The sequence below is a fragment of the Flavobacterium sp. 90 genome (assembly GCF_004339525.1).
Lineage (GTDB): Bacteria > Bacteroidota > Bacteroidia > Flavobacteriales > Flavobacteriaceae > Flavobacterium.
The window spans coordinates 3,323,917-3,343,093 of the sequence record NZ_SMGE01000001.1 but is presented as its reverse complement, the minus strand read 5'-3'; the positions used below and the strand labels follow the sequence as shown (position 1 = coordinate 3,343,093).

The following is a 19,177-nucleotide window of genomic DNA, read 5'->3' as shown; positions in this document are numbered from 1 at the left end:
TAATTTAAAAAAAAATTAGATTTTCTTCATTTGTTCTTTCATCATTGTGATTTGCTCTTTCAGCATTCCTTGTTTGTCTAATTTTTTAGCTTCGTTTAATAAATTAGTTGCTTCAAGTTTTCTTCGGCGTGACATTGCAACTCCTGCAAGATTTAATTTTGCTACTGCCAAATCCATATCCATAGATAATCCAAGTTCGATTGCTTTCTTGAAATGTTTCTCGGCTTGGTTGATATTTGTCTGAGATACCATAATTCCGTGTAGGTAATTAAAATATCCTTGTTGTTTGCGCACTAAAGCAGCTTCGGGATTTTTGATATATGCCAGCCATTTTTTAGCGCCTTCAAAGTCTTGTTTTCTTAATTTAAGGAAAGCTAAAAGGATAAATTCGTTTTTAAAGTAAAGAAATATTGGAATTGCAGTAAGCAATAAAAGGAAAATACCATTCCCGATATTACTTTCGGTAAATTGCCAAACGCCAGCAACTACAAGAAGTCCGGCCAAAATAAGTTTAATATTTTTATGAAACATAATAGATGTATATTTGTGATTGCAAATATAGTAAAATGAATTAAAAATATTTTTATTAAAGTACTTGCCAGAAAAAAAAGTCTTTGTATATTTGCACTCGGTTTTTGAGTAACGATATTCAAAAAACAGAAAAGAGATATTAGACACCATTTTAAAGATACAAAGCAATGAGCAAAAGAACATTTCAACCATCGAAAAGAAAAAGAAGAAATAAGCACGGATTTATGGACAGAATGGCTTCTGCGAATGGAAGAAAAGTTCTAGCGCGTAGAAGAGCTAAAGGAAGACATAAATTAACTGTTTCTAGCGAACCTAGACACAAAAAATAATGTTTGTATAAACATACATAAGGCGATTACTTTTTTAGTATCGCCTTTTTTTATACCTTGTCGGTAAAAAATTTGTAACATTCTAGTTTCTAAAGCACTGTGAATGTTTTTGAATACATATTATAATAACTACACAATACATACAAAATGCCTAAAGACACATCAATAAAATCAGTTTTAATAATAGGTTCAGGACCTATTGTTATTGGACAAGCTTGCGAATTTGATTATGCAGGATCTCAATCTGCACGTTCTATTCGTGAAGAAGGAATTGAAGTTATCTTGATAAACTCAAATCCAGCGACAATTATGACCGACCCAAGTATGGCCGATCACATTTACTTGAAACCATTAACTACAAAATCGATAATTGAAATTCTAAAGGAACATCCACAAATCGATGCTGTTTTACCTACAATGGGTGGACAAACAGCTTTGAACTTGTGTTTGGAAGCTGAAGAAAAAGGAATCTGGCAAGATTTTGGAGTAAAATTAATTGGAGTTGACGTAAACGCAATCAATATTACTGAAGACAGAGAGCAGTTTAAACAACTTTTGGAAAGAATTAATGTACCAACTGCACCTGCAAAAACTGCAACTTCTTACTTAGAAGGAAAAGAAATTGCTCAGGAATTTGGTTTTCCATTAGTAATTCGCCCTTCGTTTACACTTGGAGGAACCGGAGCAGCAATTGTTTACAAAAAAGAAGATTTTGATGAGCTTTTAACTCGCGGACTTGAAGCATCACCAATTCACGAAGTTTTGATTGACAAAGCTTTAATGGGATGGAAAGAATATGAGCTAGAACTTTTAAGAGATAAAAATGATAATGTTGTAATCATTTGTTCAATCGAAAATATGGACCCGATGGGAATCCATACTGGAGATTCGATTACAGTTGCACCAGCAATGACATTATCAGACACAACATTCCAAAAATTACGTGACTACGCAATCTTAATGATGAGAAGTATCGGAAATTTTGCCGGAGGTTGTAACGTACAATTCGCAGTTTCACCAGACGAAAAAGAAGATATCGTAGCAATCGAGATTAATCCTCGTGTGTCTCGTTCTTCTGCTTTAGCATCTAAAGCAACTGGATATCCAATTGCTAAAATTGCTTCTAAACTGGCTTTAGGATATAATCTTGATGAATTACAAAACCAAATTACAAAATCTACTTCGGCTCTTTTTGAACCGACTTTAGATTATGTAATCGTAAAAATACCTCGTTGGAACTTTGACAAATTCGAAGGTGCTGACAGAACTTTAGGTCTTCAAATGAAATCTGTTGGTGAAGTAATGGGAATTGGACGTTCGTTCCAGGAAGCATTACACAAAGCTACTCAATCTCTTGAAATCAAAAGAAATGGTTTAGGTGCTGACGGAAAAGGATATAAAAACTACGAACAAATTATCGAGAAACTAACTTTTGCAAGTTGGGATCGTGTTTTTGTAATTTATGATGCAATCGCAATGGGAATTCCGTTGAGCCGTATTCATGAAATCACAAAAATCGATATGTGGTTCTTAAAACAATACGAAGAGCTTTATACTTTAGAGAAAGAAATTTCGAACTATAAAGTATCAAATCTTCCAAAAGAACTTTTGCTTGAAGCGAAACAAAAAGGTTTTGCTGACAGACAAATTGCTCACATGGTAAACTGCCTTGAAAGCGAAGTACATACTTTACGTATGGATCAAAACATCAACCGTGTGTTTAAATTGGTTGATACTTGTGCTGCCGAGTTTAAAGCAAAAACACCTTACTACTACTCTACTTTTGAGGCTGAAATCGAAAAAGCAAACGGAGAACGTTATGTAGATAATGAAAGCGTTGTTACTGACAAAAAGAAAATCATCGTTCTGGGTTCAGGACCAAACAGAATTGGACAAGGAATCGAGTTTGACTACTCTTGTGTACACGGAGTTTTAGCCGCTAAAGAATGTGGTTACGAAACAATCATGATCAACTGTAATCCTGAAACGGTTTCAACTGACTTTGATACAGCTGATAAATTATATTTCGAACCAGTTTTCTGGGAACATATATATGACATCATTCAGCATGAAAAACCAGAAGGCGTTATTGTACAATTAGGTGGTCAAACGGCTTTAAAATTAGCGGAGAAATTATCTAAATACGGAGTAAAAATCATCGGAACTAGTTTTGACGCACTTGATTTAGCCGAAGACAGAGGACGTTTCTCAGATTTATTAAGAGAATTACACATTCCTTTCCCACAATTCGGAATTGCTGAAACTGCTGACGAAGCTTCTGCTCTTGCAGATACTCTAGACTTCCCATTATTAATTCGCCCTTCTTATGTATTAGGAGGTCAGGGAATGAAAATCGTAATCAACAAAAAAGAACTTGAAGAGCACGTTATCAACTTGTTGAAAACGATTCCAGGAAACAAATTACTTCTGGATCACTATTTAGCCGGAGCAATCGAAGCTGAAGCTGATGCAATTTGTGATGCTGACGGAAATGTGTACATCATAGGAATTATGGAGCACATCGAACCTTGCGGAGTTCACTCTGGAGATAGTAATGCTACTTTACCTCCTTTTAACTTAGGAGAATTCGTAATGCAACAAATAAAAGATCATACGGTAAAAATTGCAAGAGCTCTTAAAACTGTTGGTTTAATCAACATTCAGTTTGCGATAAAAGACGATACCGTTTATATTATCGAGGCAAATCCTAGAGCTTCAAGAACAGTACCGTTTATTGCAAAAGCTTACGGAGAACCTTATGTAAACTACGCTACAAAAGTTATGTTAGGACATAATAAAGTAACTGACTTTGATTTTAATCCGCAATTAAAAGGATATGCAATCAAACAACCGGTTTTCTCTTTCAGTAAATTCCATAATGTAAACAAAGCATTAGGACCAGAAATGAAATCAACCGGAGAAAGTATCTTGTTTATTGATGACTTAAAAGATGATCAATTCTACGAATTGTACTCTAGAAGAAAAATGTATTTGAGTAAATAATCTCAAATCCTTTATATATAAAAAAAGCTCCAAGTAATTGGAGCTTTTTTATTTTTGATCGTTTATATTTATTCGCTTTTTTCAAACACCATATTATCTCTTGTATTTTTTTGTACCGAGATCGCTCCAAATAAAGCCAACAAAAAGGCAAATGCATAAAAACCTTTTTCACTTGGCAAAATAGTCGCATTCCAAAGTCCAACAGTTAACAAAACAATTGACAATAGTGTTCCGAACCAACAAATACCATAGTAAATATCTGTTACAGGAAGATTTTCAAGTCTGTCTCTCACACTTTTTTGCAAGGACACCACAGCAAATAATCCAAACATTAAAACTGTAAAATAATATCCTTTTTCATTTAATAACATTTCGGCTCTTGCAAGTCCAACGATAAAACCTACTGTTCCAGCCCCAAGAGCTACCCAAGATGCCGCAATAAAGGCATTCGATGTTTTTTGTACCATATTCTTTAATTTAATAATCATGTTTTGGTTAGCAACAAATATAATTAAATAAGATTTCGATTATAATAAAACGAAAAAAATATTATTACGTATAATCTTCTAAAATGTTAAACAAAAAAAGCTCCATTTTCATGGAGCTTTTTTTTGAATTTAAAGTAAGAATGTATTATTTCATTAATTGTTGCAAAGGTTTCAACTGGTCCATATTAATATTTGATTGTTTTAAAACGCTCATTAAGGTCATAATATTATTAGGATTCATATTTTTTCCTAAAACGCGAACCACCGCAAAACCATTTTCTTTTCTGTTGGCAAAAATTACAAATTCTTCGATATTATCATCAGTGCCAACATAACTTACAGACGCACCATCTTTACCAGAACCAACTGTCATTAATTGTTGGTATTTAGGATCTTTCAGAATTGCTTTAACTTTAGTTCTTTCTGTTTCAAACTGTGTCTGATTTTTATCGTTTGCTTTGAATGCCAGAATATTCATTTTATCAAAAGAATTCAAAGCTTCACTTTGTTCTGCAGATAATTTTGTTTTATCTAAATTCAAAATACTAGGCGAAACATCGAGTGCAATAAAATCTTTATTATCGCTGTTTTGCACAAAATACTTTTGTAATGAAGGTTCAGAATTACAACTTACTAGAGTTAGCAATACTAAAAGAGCTGTGGTAAAAACGTTTGCTTTCATATTATTTTTTGCCTTTAGAAGCTTTTTTAAGATCAGAACCACCAGGAAGTTGCATCTTATCCGTTAGTACTGAAATTTCGTTTAAATCAAAGTTACCGGTTAGAGAAAGCAAAACAGTTTCGTCGTTTTTGGCTCCATCAACAAACATTAGCAATTCTTTAATTTGCGTATCGCTTGCGCCTGATTTTACCATTATACGAACATTTTTTCCACTGTCGTTTACTCTCATTAATTCTTCTAAACCAGCAGTTTTAATGTATTTGTCTGCAGCAGCTTTCATATCAGCTTCAATTTTTGGATTCTTCGTAGTAAACACTTTTAAGTAGTCTAATTTTTTAATCAGATTAATATACTGCTGCGTTTCTTTATCAGAACCATCAGCTTTTACTTTACTCATTAAATCAAACATTTTTTTGTTTACAATCACAGATGTTACATCGTCCTGACCATCAAATTTGTCAAAAGCACCTTGTGCGTAAAAAGCTTGTGTAACGAATGCGAAAACTAGTGTTATGATGAAATTTTTCATTTTTGATTGAATTTTAATTATTGTTTAAAAATTTTGTTTTTTGATTGTTCATATTCTTTAACGTATTGTACACTTTCGATACCTACATTAACATTGTTTGACAATAATGCTAAAGCTTTTTGCGTTGCCGCAAGTGCTTCTTCAGGATTGTCATAGGTTCCTAATTCTGATTGCGCTACAACTGGAGTTGCAGTTTTTTGGCTCACATAAAAAAAGGTTCCTATTCCTAGTAAAAGAACAGCTGAAGCCGCAATTGATAACCACGCAACATTTCGTTTTTTAGTTTGTAGTGGTATTTCCTGCGTCGATTTTTGCTCTTTTACCTGAGAGAAATAACCAAACATTGGTTTGTATTGCTCCAAATGCTGCGCAACATTTGATGACGAAAAGTATTCTTTTAACTCCTTTTCTTCTGCAATAGAAGTTTCTCCCTGAAAGTATTTTTCTAATATATTTTCTATTTTATCTAATTCCATAACTGTGTGTATTAACCATTGATTCTCGTATTTTTTTTCTCGCTCTCGAAAGTGCCACCCGAATAGCCGTTTCATTCATGTTGACAATTTTTGCGATTTCATCAAATTCATATTGTTCAACATCGCGCAACTGAATTAATATTTGAAGTTGTTCAGGCAACTGACTTATAATTTTCTCAACCCATTCCAGACTATTAGAATCTTCCAGTTTTTTATCCAATTGAGGTTCCCGATCTGTAAAATTATTATGGACTATTTTAAGATTTCCTGCTCTTTTCGATTTTAACTGATCCAGACAATAATTTTTAGTCATTGTCATCGCAACAGCTTCTATATTATTGTATGCATCCAAATTATCTTTTTTATTCCATAATTTCACCATTACTTCCTGAGTAGCATCTTCGGCTTCCTCGGTACTGGTAAGCAATCTTTTTGCCAGACGAAAAACTTTGTCTTTAAAAGGATTTACTAATTCTATAAACACAATCTGGTTCATATTATGATTGTTTTGGTTTTTTGGTCTCTTGTGTAATCTACTCTTATTAAATAATCAGGGTTATTCTAATTCCCTTTTATTCTATAAACCGAAGAATTACCCGTTAGCTTATATAGTCAAGACGAGGCACAATTCTTTTTGTTACATCCGAATTTATTTTTTTTCTTAAAAAAAATGAAATAAACTTATTACACTTAAAACTAAAGATACTATTTTTACGTTAGTATTACATAGATACCACTATATGAAAACAATTTTAAAGAGCGTATTACTCTTATTCCTACTTGCATTTTCTTTGCAATCCTGCGAAGACCAAGATGATGTTGCAGCTCCTGCCGACTTGCAAATCAATAATTTTATCTGGAAAGGATTAAATCAATATTATTTATGGCAAGCAGACGTACCTAATTTAGCCGATAATCGCTTTAGCAACCAAGAAGCTTTAAATTCATTTTTAAGAGGATATTCTACTCCTGAAAATTTATTTCAGGATTTACTAAACAAACCTATTAGCAAATTCCCGAAAGGTCAGGCAATTGATCGTTTTAGCTGGATTGTTGAAGATTATACTGTCTTAGAACAAGAACTTCAGGGAACTTCCAAGAATGATGGTGTTGATTTCAGACTTAGCTATAAACCAGGAAGTACAACAGAGCTTGTAGGTTTTGTGCGCTATATTCTTCCAAATTCTAATGCATCAACCAAAGCTATAAAACGTGGCGATTTGTTTACGGGAGTAAACGGAACTCAATTAACAGCTTCAAATTATCAATCACTTTTAGGAGCCGATAGTTATACGCTTAATCTTGCTACTTACGACGGAACAACTGTGACGCCAAATGGCAAAACGGTTTCTTTAGCAAAAACCACTTTAGACGAAAATCCTATTTTTATTAATAAAGTGATTACTTCAGGAAGTCACAAGATTGGATATTTGATGTACAACGGATTTTACGCCAATTATGACGCTCAGCTTAATGCGGCTTTCGCCGATTTAAAAACTCAGGGAATTACTGATTTTGTTTTGGATTTAAGATATAACGGAGGTGGCTCTATTCAAACAGCAACACGTTTAGCCAGTATGATTACCGGACAATTTAAAGATAAAATTTTCGCTAAAATAAAATGGAATACAAAAGTAAATGCGTACTACGAAAGTGAAGATGCAGAATCACTTAATGACAGATTTGTAGACAAAATGGACGGAGCGCCAATTAATAGTCTGAATTTGAGTAAAATTTATGTTATCACAACTGGCGGAACTGCATCTGCAAGTGAATTAGTTATAAATGGTTTAGTACCATATATTTCCGTAATTAAAGTAGGTGAAACAACTGTAGGTAAAAACGTAGGCTCAATTACAGTGTATGATTCTCCAACTTTTGGTAAAACAAATAGAAATCCAAATCATAAATATGCAATGCAACCTTTGGTTTTAAAAATTGTAAATGCTGCTGATTTTGGCGAATACACTGATGGTTTAAAACCAACAATTGAGCAAAAGGAACTTATTGGAAATTTAGGAACTTTAGGAGATCCATCTGAGCCATTATTGAGTATTGCAATTTCAAACATTACCGGTTCAACCGGAAAAAGAGCTCAGCAAGGAAACGAAAAAGCATTGCAGGCTTTTACAGATTCTAAAGCTATGAATGGTGTCAAAAACCAAATGTATCTTGAAAAAGCTCCCGAAGGACTTTTGAGAGCATTAAAATAGAAGACAAAAAAATACAAAGCACAAAAAAAGCACAAGTTTTAAATCTTGTGCTTTTTTAATTTTATATAAGGACTTAAATCTATTTTTCAATTTCTCTCATAGAATCCATTTTCTTGTGAGCAAGGAAACCTGCAACATCTTCAAAATGTTCTTTCACTCGTTTATTTCCAAACTCAAATACTTTAGTTGCAAGTCCGTCAAGGAAATCACGATCGTGAGAAACCAGAATTAAAGTTCCGTCAAAATCACGTAATGCATCTTTAATAATATCTTTGGTCTTCATATCAAGGTGATTCGAAGGCTCATCCAGAATCAATAAGTTAACAGGCTCCAATAATAATTTAATCATTGCCAAACGTGTTTTTTCTCCTCCAGAAAGCACTTTTACCTTCTTAGTAATATCATCTCCCTGAAACATAAATGCTCCAAGAATGTTTTTTATTTGCGTACGAACGTCTCCAACTGCAATATCATCAATAGTTTCAAAAATAGTAGCATTTTCGTCTAATAAAGAAGCTTGATTTTGAGCAAAATATCCAATTTGAGAATTGTGACCAATTTCAACACTTCCTTCATCGATACCAATTTCTTTCATGATCGCTTTAATCATAGTCGACTTTCCTTCACCATTTTTACCTACAAAAGCAACTTTCTCACCTCTTTCGATAACAATATTAGCATCTTTAAAAACCACATGATCTCCGTATGATTTAGAAAGTTCTTTTACCACAACAGGATATTGTCCTGAACGCGCTGCTGGTGGAAATTTCAATTTTAATGCCGAATTATCTACTTCATCAACCTGAACAATTACCAACTTCTCAAGCATTTTAACACGAGACTGAACCGCATCTGTTTTAGAGAAAGTTCCTTTAAAACGATCAATAAAAGCTCTGTTATCAGCAATCATTTTTTGTTGCTCATCGTATGCTTTTTGTTGGTGAATACGTCGGTCTTTTCTTAATTCTAAGTAATGAGAATATTTTGCTTTATAATCGTAAATTCTTCCCATTGTAACTTCAATAGTACGATTGGTAATATTATCTACAAACGCTCTATCGTGCGAGATTACCACAACTGCTTTTGCTGAATTAATCAAAAACTCTTCTAACCATTGAATACTTTCAATATCCATATGGTTGGTTGGCTCATCCAGTAAAATTAAGTCCGGTTTTTGCAATAGGATCTTTGCCAATTCGATACGCATTCTCCATCCTCCTGAAAACTCAGAAGTCTGACGTGTAAAATCTTCACGTTCAAATCCTAAACCAACAAGAATTTTTTCAACTTCAGCTTCGTAATTTACTTCTTCGATCGCATAAAATTTCTCGCTTAAGTCAGAAACTCTTTCGATCAATTTCATGTAAGCATCACTTTCATAATCTGTACGAACCGTTAATTGCTCGTTGATTTCGTCGATTTCAGCTTTCATTTTAAAAATTTCACCAAAAGCTTTTGATGCTTCTTCCATTACAGTAGAACCATCTTTAGTCAACAAATGCTGAGGCAAATAAGCTACTACAGCGTCTTTTGGAGTCGAAATACTTCCGGTAGAAGGTTTGCTTTGACCTGCAATTATTTTTAAAAGTGTCGATTTTCCCGCACCATTTTTACCCATAAGGGCAATTTTATCATTTTCATTTATAGCAAAAGAAACATCGCTAAATAATGTAGTCCCACCAAACTGAACCGAAATATCGTTAACTGTAATCATTACTTTCTGTGAATTTGTTTAATCGGTTAATCGTTTAGCTGTTAACCCATTTTTTTCGTGGTGCAAAGATAGATTTAATTAGATAATGTGCCAATTTGAAAATTAGATAATTTTGAAAATGTGTTAATTAGATAATATACCAATTAAATAATACCTAAATCGCAACGAACGAAACAACAATTGTCTTTTCATATTTCAAAATTTTAATCTTATCTTGTATAAAAATTTAAAAATCAGGAAAATATGAGAACGAAATTAAACTTGACGATCTGTCTAATTGCAGGATTAATATTTGGATTTTCTGCAAATGCACAAAAAACCGTAATTAAAAAAGAAGCTTTACCGGCGAATGCTCAAACTTTCTTAAAAGCTCACTTTGGATCGAAAAAACCGAGCTATATATTAGAAGACAAAGAAATTCTCTCAACAGAATACAAAGTTCAGTACGATAATAAAACCGAAATTGAATTTGATAAAAAAGGAAATTGGAAAGAAGTAGATGCTAAGGGCTCTAAAATTCCAAGCTCTATTATTCCAAAAAAAATTGCTTCTTATGTGAAAACAAATTTCCCTAAAGAAAAAATAACCAAAATAGAACTAGGATCTTCAAGCTACGAAACAAAACTAACCAACGGTCTAGAATTAAAATTCAATCTAAAAGGAGATTTTACTAAAATCGATAAATAGCATTTAATTAAAATCTTACATTAGATTTTCAGCCACAGATTAAAGGATTTTTACTGATTATTTTTCTAAAAAATTTTAGTCTTTGCAAAAAAAATCTTTTCTAATCATCTAATCTGTGGCAAAAAAAGCAAAAACAAAACCCGACAAGTTCTAAGACCTGTCGGGGTTTGCTAAATTATCTAATTTTCAAATTGACTAATTATCACATTAAAATTAGTCTTTTCTCCATTTTTTAGTTTCCTCAAAAATATGTTCTAAGATCGCAGATTCTGTTTCATCAAAATCTATGTTTCGTCTTCCCATAACTAATCTTGCTGTTTCAAAAGCTTTTTTGGTTACATAAGTAGTAAAACCTGCTGCTCCACCCCAAGAAAAACTCGGAACAAAATTGCGAGGAAAACCACTTCCAAAAATATTAGCGCTCACTCCTACTACAGTTCCGGTATTAAACATCGTGTTAATTCCGCATTTACTATGATCTCCCATCATTAAACCACAAAATTGAAGTCCGGTTTTTGCAAACCCTTCCGTCTCATAGCTCCATAATTTCACTTCTTCATAGTTGTTTTTCAGGTTCGAATTATTGCTATCAGCACCAATATTACACCATTCGCCCAAAACAGAATCACCTAAAAATCCATCGTGCCCTTTATTTGAATTAGCAAAAAGAACCGAATTTTTAACTTCTCCTCCAATTCTTGATCCTGGACCAACTGTTGTTGCACCGTAAACCTTGGCGTTTAGTTTTACTTGTGCATTTTCGCATAAAACAAAAGGACCACGAATTACAGTTCCTTCCATGATTTCAGAATTCTTTCCTATATATATTGGTCCGCTTGAAGCATTTAGAGTAACAAATTCTAATTTTGCTCCTTCTTCAATAAATATATTTTCCGGCGCAATAACATTAACACTTTTCGGAATTTGTTGCGACTTTCTATCTTCTGTTAAATAAATAAAATCTTCACGAATTGCAGCATCATTTTTAGAGAAGATATCCCATGTATGTTCAACTGTTAAACAATCATCGTTGTATTGAATTATTTCGTAAGAATCAAAATCGACTTCTTCCTGATTTTCATTTGTAAAAAAAGCAATTACATCATCGCCTTTAAATATAGCCTGATTTGTTGTTAGATTAGAAACCATTTCGGCAAGAGTATCATTTGGCAAATACGCTGCGTTAATCATTACGTTTTCTTCCAATTCTACCATTGGAAATTTCTCTGATAAATATTCCTCAGTAATAGTAGTTATAGTCGAACCTAAACGCGTTTCCCATTTTTGACGAATCGTCATTATTCCAATTAGTATATCCGCAACTGGTCTTGTAAAAGTAAAAGGCAATAAAGCATTCCGGACGGGACCGTCAAAAAGAATGTAATTCATAAATAAAAATATTTGGTACTTGTTAAAATCTGATTTGGTTATCGAGCTCAAAGTTACAAATATTTTATGGGTTTGATTAAAAGTACCCATATCCAAAATAAGAAAATAATTGCTTTTTTGGGTTAACGTGTTTTTTATATTAACAATCATTTTACCGCAAAGTGCGCAAAGTTTATATTATTAAGTTTTTATAAAAAGTAAAGCTCGCAAAGCTTTCTGCAGATGTAGCTTTGCGTCCCGAGGCTTCGGGATGCACTTTCTAAACATACTGCCAGATAAAAATCTTTGCGCACTTTGCGGTTAAATTTTTACAACTCCATAAAAAAAGCCTTCCAATTGGAAGGCTTTTGTATAAATAAAAACAGTTATTAGTTTTTAACGTGTTTTGCATATTTAGTTTTAAATTTATCAATACGTCCTGCAGTATCGATAAGTTTAGATTTACCAGTGTAAAAAGGGTGAGATGTTCTAGAAATCTCCATTTTTACAACTGGATACTCAACTCCGTCAACTTCAATTGTTTCTTTTGTATCTGCAGTAGATTTAGTGATAAAAACTTCGTCATTTGACATGTCTTTAAATGCAACTAATCTGTAATTTTCTGGGTGAATTCCTTTTTTCATCTTTTTCTTTTATTTATTGTTCAGAGCATTTTTATTTTGAAGCTTTTCCATGGTTAGAAAAAGGTGTAAACAAAGGATACTCTTTTTTTTGTTTAAAATTTTAATTATTTTGAGTCTGCAAATTTACAATTCTTTTTTAATATACAAATCTTTAGCCCACTTTTTTTTAGTTAAATTCAAAAAGCTTTTTTTACCTCTCATTATATTGGGAATTGCTATATTTGTGGATTAATTTTAAAACATATAGAAATATGATCAATGAAGTTATAAAAAAGAATGGAGTTACATACGGAATTACCTTAGGTATTATTCTGGCGTTAATCACGGCAACCATATATGCCATTGATTTAAAATTGTTTGTTTCTGGCTGGATTGGCGGTCTTTCATTTGTAATTTATGTAGTAGTTGGTATTTTGCTACTTACAAAAACAAAAAAAGAAATCGGTTTTTTCTCTTTTAAAGATGCCTTTACTACATTTTTTATAACTACAATAATCGCTATTGCAATTTCTACTTTGTTCAGCATCTTATTATTTAATGTAATTGATCCTGAAGCAAAAGAAACGGTTCACCAGCTACTTATTAAATATATGGCTGAAACATTGCAAAAATTCGGAACTCCGGCTTCTGCAATAAATGAAGCTTTAGCTAAAATGAAAGAAAATAGCCCTTTCTCAACTACAGAACAATTAAAAGCATTGGTTTTTAGCATTATTGGCTACTCAATTTTAGGATTAATTTTAGCTGCATTTTTTAAAAGCAAATCTACACAAGAATAAAAATTATAAATGAATTTATCTATACTTATACCGCTTCTAAACGAGGAGGAATCACTTAAAGAACTCTATTCGTGGATTATTAAAGTGATGCAATCTAACAATTACTCTTATGAAATCATTTTTGTAGATGATGGTAGTACAGATGATTCTTGGAATATTATTGAAGGCTTTTCTAAGGAAAATTCCAATGTAAAAGGGATTCGCTTCATGAAAAACTTCGGAAAATCACAAGCTTTGCATGCTGGTTTTGCTAAAGCACAAGGTGATGTGATTATTACTATGGACGCCGATTTGCAGGATAGTCCGGATGAGATTCCTGGATTGTATGAAATGATTACAGCTCAGAAATTTGATTTGGTTTCCGGTTGGAAAAAGAAACGTTACGATTCTGTGGTCGCAAAAAATCTTCCTTCGAAATTATTTAATTGGGCTGCCAGAAAAACTTCAGGCGTTGAATTGAATGATTTTAATTGCGGATTAAAAGCGTACAAAAATACGGTTGTGAAAAACATAGAAGTTTCAGGCGAAATGCACCGATACATTCCAGTTTTGGCAAAAAATGCCGGTTTTAATAAAATTGGAGAAAAAGTTGTTATTCATCAGGCTCGTAAATATGGTGAGACTAAATTTGGAATGGAGCGTTTTATAAACGGTTTTCTGGATTTGATCACAATTTGGTTTTTATCCCGATTCGGAAAAAGACCAATGCACTTATTTGGCGCAATGGGTTCGTTAATGTTTATTATCGGATTTTTATTGGCGGGTTATATTGGAGTTTCAAAATTATACCATATGTATAATGGAATGAAATATAGTTTAATAACCAGTAATCCATGGTTCTTTATTGCTTTGACAACTATGATTTTAGGAACTCAGTTATTCTTGGCAGGTTTTCTTGGTGAGATTATTTTGAGGACTAAAAGTAACGAAGCCCGTTATAAAGTAGCCCGAGAGGTTAATTTTTAACATAAAGCCTAGCCCCGAGAGAAGGGAAAATCCTTTTATATCCGCCGCGGCGGATATAAAAGATTGGAATGATAGCAGGAAATAGCTCCTGAAAATTATTATTATTTTAAATATAAAAATATACGAATGATGAATATAGCACCTAATATTTTGAATGCTGTAAACGAATGGTTGACACCTACATTTGACAACGAAACTCAAGCTGCGGTTAAGGAATTAATAACAACATCGCCTAAGGAACTTGAAGAAAGTTTTTATAAAAATCTGGAATTTGGAACTGGCGGAATGCGTGGTGTTATGGGCGTTGGAGATAATAGAATCAACAAATATACGCTTGGAAAAAACACTCAGGGCTTATCTGACTACATGCATGAGGTTTTTCCAAATCAACCTTTAAAAGTTGTTATTGCTTACGATTGCCGTCATAATAGTAATACATTGGCAAAAGTTGTTGCTGATGTTTTCTCAGCAAACGGAATTCATGTTTATTTATTCTCGGATTTGCGTCCAACTCCTGAATTATCATTTGCACTTAAATATTTAGGTTGTCAATGCGGAATCGTATTAACGGCTTCTCACAATCCACCTGAATATAATGGTTACAAAGTGTACTGGGAAGACGGCGGGCAAATCGTTCCTCCTCAGGATGCTGCAATTATTAACGTAATCGAAAATCTGGGTTACGATAAAATTAAATTCAATGCTAACGAAAGCCTTATTCAATATATCGATACTGAAATTGATAAAGCTTTTGTGAAATCATCTATAGAAAACGCAAGTTTTAATACTCCGGCTGAAGCCAAAGATAACTTACAAATTGTTTTTACTTCATTGCACGGAACTTCGATAAAATCTGTTCCTGACACTTTATCACAAGCAGGTTACAAAAATGTACACATTGTACCGGAACAAGCAATTCCTGATGGGAATTTCCCAACTGTAAAATCTCCAAATCCTGAAGAGCCTGAAGCTTTGACAATGGCTTTGGCTCTTGCCGATAAAACAAACTCGGATATTGTGGTTGGAACTGACCCTGATTGTGATCGTCTTGGTGTTGCCGTTAGAAATAACGACGGCAAAATGATTTTGCTTAACGGAAATCAAACCATGATTTTAATGACTTCTTTCTTATTGAAACAATGGAAAAAAGCCGGAAAAATTAACGGAAAACAATTTGTAGGTTCTACAATTGTTTCTACTCCAATGATGATGGAATTAGCAACAAGTTATGGCGTTGAATGCAAAGTTGGCTTAACCGGCTTTAAATGGATCGCCAAAATGATTAAAGATTTCCCGGAACTCGAATTTATTGGAGGTGGCGAAGAAAGCTTTGGTTTTATGGTTGGTGACGCCGTGAGAGATAAAGATGCTGTTGCAGCTACCTTATTAATATGCGAAGTTGCTGCTCAGGCAAAAGCTACCGGAAGCAGTGTCTACAAAGAACTTTTGCAACTTTATGTTGAAAATGGTTTCTATAAAGAACACTTGGTTTCTTTGACCAAAAAAGGAATGGAAGGTTTACAGGAAATTAATCAGATGATGATTGATCTACGTGAAAATCCTCTAAAAGAAATCAGTGGACAACGTGTTATTATGGTTGAAGATTATCAATCGTCAATTGCATTAAATTTATTGACTGGTGAAGAATCTACAATGGATATTCCGAAGTCAAATGTATTGATTTATTATACTGAAGATGGTTCTAAAATTTGCGCCAGACCAAGTGGAACTGAGCCAAAAATCAAATTCTACATTAGTGTAAATGCAGAATTAGATTCAGTTGAAAATTTTGACGCCGCAGAAAGTTTCTTAGACGAAAAAATTCAAAGTATTATTGCAGGAATGCAACTGAAATAAGCTGAATGAGTGACAAAATTGACACTAACAATCAACCTGAACTATTAGATTCTATAATTGGATTAATAGATCAGACTCGTCATTTTGTTGCTAAAACGGTTAATCAGGAATTAACGCTTCTATATTGGAAAATTGGAAAATCTATCAACGAAGAGATTCTTAAAAATGATCGCGCTGATTATGGAAAGAAAATAATCCCTATACTAAGCGAAGCTTTAACAAAAAAATACGGAATAGGTTTTAACAAAAGAAACCTACAAAGTTTTATCAAACTAAACGCTGTAATTGAAGACTTTACAATTTTGCACACAGTGTGTGCAAAATTGAGTTGGTCTCATATTAGAGCTCTAATTTACATTGAAGACTACATAAAACGTGAATTCTACATCCAAATGAGTATTCATGAAAGATGGAGCGTAAGAACTTTGCAAGAGCGCATTGATAGTATGCTTTTTGAAAGAACTGCAATTAGCAAAAAGCCAGAACAAACCATACTTAATGACTTAGCCTCATTAAAAAACGAAAAACAAATTAGCCCTGATTTAACTTTTCGTGATCCATATTTCTTAGATTTTTTAGGATTGCATGACACTTATTCTGAAAAGGATTTGGAAAGTTCTATTTTAGCTCAACTGCAAAATTTCATTACCGAAATGGGCAGCGAATTTGCTTTTCTTGCCCGTCAAAAAAGAATCATAATTGATGATGAAGATTTTTACATCGATTTGCTTTTTTACCATCGCGGTCTGCGCCGATTAGTTGCTATTGACTTAAAACTAGGAAAATTTAAGGCTGGTTACAAAGGCCAAATGGAGCTTTATCTGCGTTGGTTAGAGAAAAATGAGCAAAAAGAAGGTGAAAACAAACCAATTGGATTAATTTTGTGCAGTGAAAAATCTCCTGAACAAATCAATTATTTAATGCTTGACAATGACGAACAAATCAAAGTCTCTGCTTATTTAACCCAATTACCTGAAAAAAAATTATTGCTAGAAAAACTGGAAAGAGCCATTGCTATAGCAGAAAATAACATCCACAAATAAATGAGTAATTTCAAAAAAATAGTTCCTTTTATATATCCGTATAAAAAATATGCATTCTTAAACATCTTTTTTAATGTTTTGTATGCCCTTTTCAGCACACTTTCTTTTGTTGCTTTAATACCAATGCTTCAGGTATTATTTGACCAAACAAAGGCAAGAAAAATAAAACCAGTATACCAGGGAATTTTAAAACTTCAGCAATATGGTGAAGATTATTTGAGCTATTACATCACAACAACAAAAGGCAACCATGATCCTGGATACATTTTGTCTATAATGGTAACGATTATAATCTCAATCTTCTTATTAAAAAACTTAGCAGATTATTTAGCAATGTTTTTTATTACTTTTTTGCGAAATGGGGTCTTAAAAGACATGCGAAATACTATGTATAAAAAAACATTAGAACTTCCTTTGGCATTCTATTCTGAAAAAAGAAAAGGAGATGTTATTTCCAGAATCTCCGCTGACGTAAATGAGGTTCAAAACTCATTTTTAGCCATATTGGAACTTATTGTAAAAGAACCTTTAACCATCGTTTTTACGATAACAACAATGCTAATCATTAGCACGAAACTAACCTTGTTTGTTTTTATTTTTATTCCGATTTCAGGTTACATTATTTCACTAATTGGAAAACAACTTAAAAAGCAATCGACAAAAGCGCAAGAAGAACAAGGAACTTTTTTGTCTACTATCGAAGAAACTATTGGTGGATTGAAAGTTGTAAAAGGATATAATTCAGAAAAATATTTTAATAGTGTTTTTCAAAATTCAACGGAACGTTTTTTTCATTTATCAAATAAAATAGGTAACCGCCAGAACTTAGCTTCACCAGCAAGTGAGTTTATGGGAATTACCGTTATCGCTATATTATTGTGGTATGGAGGTCAAATGGTTTTGATCGATAAAACTTTAAGCGGACCTTCTTTTATTGCTTACATGGGATTAGCTTATAACATTCTTACACCTGCAAAAGCAATCTCTAAGGCTTCTTACGGAGTTAAAAGAGGAAATGCTGCTGCAGAACGCGTTTTAGAAGTTTTAGAACAGGAAAACACAATTGTCTCAAAACCTAATGCCATTGAAAAAACTTCTTTTGACAATACTATAAACATTCAGAATATTAACTTTAAATATGAAAACGAAACAGTTTTAAAAGACTTTTCGCTTCAAATTAAAAAAGGTCAAACTGTTGCTCTTGTTGGACAATCCGGAAGTGGAAAAAGTACAATTGCCAATTTATTGACGCGTTTTTATGATGTAAATGACGGAACGATTTCAATCGACGACATTAACATCAAAGACATGAATTTACAATCTCTTCGCAGCTTAATGGGATTAGTAACACAAGACAGCATTTTATTTAATGATACAATTAAAGCAAATATTTCGTTAGGAAAATTAGATGCTACAGACGATGAAATTATCGAAGCACTAAAAATTGCCAACGCTTTTGAGTTTGTAAAAGAATTGCCTTTAGGAATCTACACGAACATTGGAGACAGCGGAAACAAACTTTCCGGTGGTCAAAAACAACGTTTATCAATTGCTCGCGCAGTATTGAAAAATCCTCCAATTATGATTTTGGATGAAGCAACATCTGCATTAGATACTGAAAGCGAAAAATTCGTTCAGGTTGCTTTAGAAAATATGATGCAAAACAGAACATCAATCGTAATTGCACACAGACTTTCTACAATCCAGAAAGCAGACGTAATCGTGGTAATGCAAAAAGGAAAAATCGTAGAACAAGGAACTCACGACGAATTAATTGCACATAACGGAACTTATAACAAACTCGTTACAATGCAATCTTTCGAATCATAACAGACTTAAATTCTGTTTAAAAATACTTACTAGGTTTA

At 33.0% G+C, this 19,177-nt stretch carries 18 protein-coding genes; 9 read left to right on the top strand and 9 right to left on the bottom strand.

Going from position 1 to position 19,177, the window contains the following annotated elements; all coding sequences use genetic code 11:
- Positions 1-15: 15 nt before the first annotated feature.
- Complete coding sequence (locus tag C8C83_RS13925; RefSeq protein ID WP_132011790.1) at positions 16-531, bottom strand: DUF2892 domain-containing protein; 516 nt, start codon at positions 529-531, stop codon at positions 16-18.
- 167 nt (positions 532-698) lie between these two features.
- Here C8C83_RS13925 and rpmH point away from each other — a divergent pair, with 167 nt between their 5' ends.
- Together rpmH and carB are read left to right on the top strand one after the other, a co-directional pair.
- Positions 699-860 carry a 50S ribosomal protein L34 gene (gene rpmH / locus C8C83_RS13920; RefSeq protein WP_008464848.1) on the top strand — a complete coding sequence of 54 codons (162 nt, stop codon included), beginning with the start codon at positions 699-701 and terminating at the stop codon, positions 858-860.
- 147 nt (positions 861-1,007) lie between these two features.
- Positions 1,008-3,863 carry a carbamoyl-phosphate synthase large subunit gene (carB, locus tag C8C83_RS13915; protein ID WP_121329087.1) on the top strand — a complete coding sequence of 952 codons (2,856 nt, stop codon included), beginning with the start codon at positions 1,008-1,010 and terminating at the stop codon, positions 3,861-3,863.
- Between the two features lie 68 nt (positions 3,864-3,931).
- On the opposite strand, the gene yiaA is transcribed toward carB, so the two are convergent.
- From yiaA to C8C83_RS13890, 5 genes are all read right to left on the bottom strand, one after another.
- Complete coding sequence (gene yiaA, locus C8C83_RS13910; RefSeq protein ID WP_121330044.1) at positions 3,932-4,330, bottom strand: inner membrane protein YiaA; 399 nt, start codon at positions 4,328-4,330, stop codon at positions 3,932-3,934.
- Positions 4,331-4,496: 166 nt separating this feature from the next.
- Entirely contained in the window at positions 4,497-5,033 is a 537-nt protein-coding gene (locus C8C83_RS13905; RefSeq protein WP_121329086.1) for a DUF4252 domain-containing protein, read from the bottom strand.
- 1 nt (position 5,034) lies between these two features.
- Positions 5,035-5,562, bottom strand: a complete 528-nt coding sequence (locus tag C8C83_RS13900; RefSeq protein WP_099709315.1) for a DUF4252 domain-containing protein — start codon at positions 5,560-5,562, stop codon at positions 5,035-5,037.
- 17 nt (positions 5,563-5,579) lie between these two features.
- Positions 5,580-6,038 carry a hypothetical protein gene (locus tag C8C83_RS13895; protein ID WP_121329085.1) on the bottom strand — a complete coding sequence of 153 codons (459 nt, stop codon included), beginning with the start codon at positions 6,036-6,038 and terminating at the stop codon, positions 5,580-5,582.
- Positions 6,025-6,534 carry a sigma-70 family RNA polymerase sigma factor gene (locus tag C8C83_RS13890; protein WP_121329084.1) on the bottom strand — a complete coding sequence of 170 codons (510 nt, stop codon included), beginning with the start codon at positions 6,532-6,534 and terminating at the stop codon, positions 6,025-6,027. The genes C8C83_RS13895 and C8C83_RS13890 overlap by 14 nt, the downstream gene beginning before the upstream one ends.
- A gap of 244 nt (positions 6,535-6,778) precedes the next feature.
- Between C8C83_RS13890 and C8C83_RS13885 the strand changes: the two genes are divergently transcribed.
- A complete protein-coding gene (locus tag C8C83_RS13885; protein WP_121329083.1) occupies positions 6,779-8,251 on the top strand; it encodes a S41 family peptidase in 1,473 nt (490 codons plus the stop codon).
- Positions 8,252-8,330: 79 nt separating this feature from the next.
- Here the strand turns inward: C8C83_RS13885 and C8C83_RS13880 are convergent, their stop codons facing one another.
- Complete coding sequence (locus C8C83_RS13880; protein WP_121329082.1) at positions 8,331-9,965, bottom strand: ABC-F family ATP-binding cassette domain-containing protein; 1,635 nt, start codon at positions 9,963-9,965, stop codon at positions 8,331-8,333.
- Between the two features lie 243 nt (positions 9,966-10,208).
- On the opposite strand from C8C83_RS13880, the gene C8C83_RS13875 reads away from it, so the two are divergent.
- A complete protein-coding gene (locus C8C83_RS13875; protein WP_121329081.1) occupies positions 10,209-10,652 on the top strand; it encodes a PepSY-like domain-containing protein in 444 nt (147 codons plus the stop codon).
- Between the two features lie 213 nt (positions 10,653-10,865).
- Here the strand turns inward: C8C83_RS13875 and C8C83_RS13870 are convergent, their stop codons facing one another.
- Positions 10,866-12,041: a GlmU family protein gene (locus C8C83_RS13870; RefSeq protein WP_121330043.1), complete on the bottom strand. Its 1,176-nt coding sequence runs from the start codon at positions 12,039-12,041 to the stop codon at positions 10,866-10,868.
- A 368-nt stretch (positions 12,042-12,409) separates the two neighbouring features.
- Positions 12,410-12,664, bottom strand: a complete 255-nt coding sequence (locus C8C83_RS13865) for a type B 50S ribosomal protein L31 (protein ID WP_029272307.1) — start codon at positions 12,662-12,664, stop codon at positions 12,410-12,412.
- A gap of 251 nt (positions 12,665-12,915) precedes the next feature.
- On the opposite strand from C8C83_RS13865, the gene C8C83_RS13860 reads away from it, so the two are divergent.
- From C8C83_RS13860 to C8C83_RS13840, 5 genes are all read left to right on the top strand, one after another.
- A complete protein-coding gene (locus C8C83_RS13860; protein WP_121329080.1) occupies positions 12,916-13,443 on the top strand; it encodes a DUF4199 domain-containing protein in 528 nt (175 codons plus the stop codon).
- 9 nt (positions 13,444-13,452) lie between these two features.
- On the top strand, positions 13,453-14,409 hold the full coding sequence (locus tag C8C83_RS13855; protein ID WP_121329079.1) for a glycosyltransferase family 2 protein: 957 nt from the start codon (positions 13,453-13,455) through the stop codon (positions 14,407-14,409).
- A 129-nt stretch (positions 14,410-14,538) separates the two neighbouring features.
- Positions 14,539-16,266: a phospho-sugar mutase gene (locus C8C83_RS13850; RefSeq protein ID WP_121329078.1), complete on the top strand. Its 1,728-nt coding sequence runs from the start codon at positions 14,539-14,541 to the stop codon at positions 16,264-16,266.
- Positions 16,267-16,271: 5 nt separating this feature from the next.
- Positions 16,272-17,309, top strand: coding sequence for a PDDEXK nuclease domain-containing protein (locus C8C83_RS13845; protein WP_121329077.1), 1,038 nt, complete (start codon positions 16,272-16,274; stop codon positions 17,307-17,309).
- On the top strand, positions 17,310-19,139 hold the full coding sequence (locus C8C83_RS13840) for an ABC transporter ATP-binding protein (protein WP_121329076.1): 1,830 nt from the start codon (positions 17,310-17,312) through the stop codon (positions 19,137-19,139). It abuts the gene before it with no gap.
- The last annotated feature ends 38 nt before the right edge of the window (positions 19,140-19,177 follow it).

Excerpts from the sequence above, each read along its gene's own strand:
- C8C83_RS13925 (WP_132011790.1), bottom strand. The coding sequence starts at position 531 with ATGTTTCATAAAAATATTAAACTTATTTTGGCCGGACTTCTTGTAGTT.
- rpmH (WP_008464848.1), top strand. The coding sequence starts at position 699 with ATGAGCAAAAGAACATTTCAACCATCGAAAAGAAAAAGAAGAAATAAG.
- carB (WP_121329087.1), top strand. The coding sequence starts at position 1,008 with ATGCCTAAAGACACATCAATAAAATCAGTTTTAATAATAGGTTCAGGA.
- yiaA (WP_121330044.1), bottom strand. The coding sequence starts at position 4,330 with ATGGTACAAAAAACATCGAATGCCTTTATTGCGGCATCTTGGGTAGCT.
- C8C83_RS13905 (WP_121329086.1), bottom strand. The coding sequence starts at position 5,033 with ATGAAAGCAAACGTTTTTACCACAGCTCTTTTAGTATTGCTAACTCTA.
- C8C83_RS13900 (WP_099709315.1), bottom strand. The coding sequence starts at position 5,562 with ATGAAAAATTTCATCATAACACTAGTTTTCGCATTCGTTACACAAGCT.
- C8C83_RS13895 (WP_121329085.1), bottom strand. The coding sequence starts at position 6,038 with ATGGAATTAGATAAAATAGAAAATATATTAGAAAAATACTTTCAGGGA.
- C8C83_RS13890 (WP_121329084.1), bottom strand. The coding sequence starts at position 6,534 with ATGAACCAGATTGTGTTTATAGAATTAGTAAATCCTTTTAAAGACAAA.
- C8C83_RS13885 (WP_121329083.1), top strand. The coding sequence starts at position 6,779 with ATGAAAACAATTTTAAAGAGCGTATTACTCTTATTCCTACTTGCATTT.
- C8C83_RS13880 (WP_121329082.1), bottom strand. The coding sequence starts at position 9,965 with ATGATTACAGTTAACGATATTTCGGTTCAGTTTGGTGGGACTACATTA.
- C8C83_RS13875 (WP_121329081.1), top strand. The coding sequence starts at position 10,209 with ATGAGAACGAAATTAAACTTGACGATCTGTCTAATTGCAGGATTAATA.
- C8C83_RS13870 (WP_121330043.1), bottom strand. The coding sequence starts at position 12,041 with ATGAATTACATTCTTTTTGACGGTCCCGTCCGGAATGCTTTATTGCCT.
- C8C83_RS13865 (WP_029272307.1), bottom strand. The coding sequence starts at position 12,664 with ATGAAAAAAGGAATTCACCCAGAAAATTACAGATTAGTTGCATTTAAA.
- C8C83_RS13860 (WP_121329080.1), top strand. The coding sequence starts at position 12,916 with ATGATCAATGAAGTTATAAAAAAGAATGGAGTTACATACGGAATTACC.
- C8C83_RS13855 (WP_121329079.1), top strand. The coding sequence starts at position 13,453 with ATGAATTTATCTATACTTATACCGCTTCTAAACGAGGAGGAATCACTT.
- C8C83_RS13850 (WP_121329078.1), top strand. The coding sequence starts at position 14,539 with ATGAATATAGCACCTAATATTTTGAATGCTGTAAACGAATGGTTGACA.
- C8C83_RS13845 (WP_121329077.1), top strand. The coding sequence starts at position 16,272 with ATGAGTGACAAAATTGACACTAACAATCAACCTGAACTATTAGATTCT.
- C8C83_RS13840 (WP_121329076.1), top strand. The coding sequence starts at position 17,310 with ATGAGTAATTTCAAAAAAATAGTTCCTTTTATATATCCGTATAAAAAA.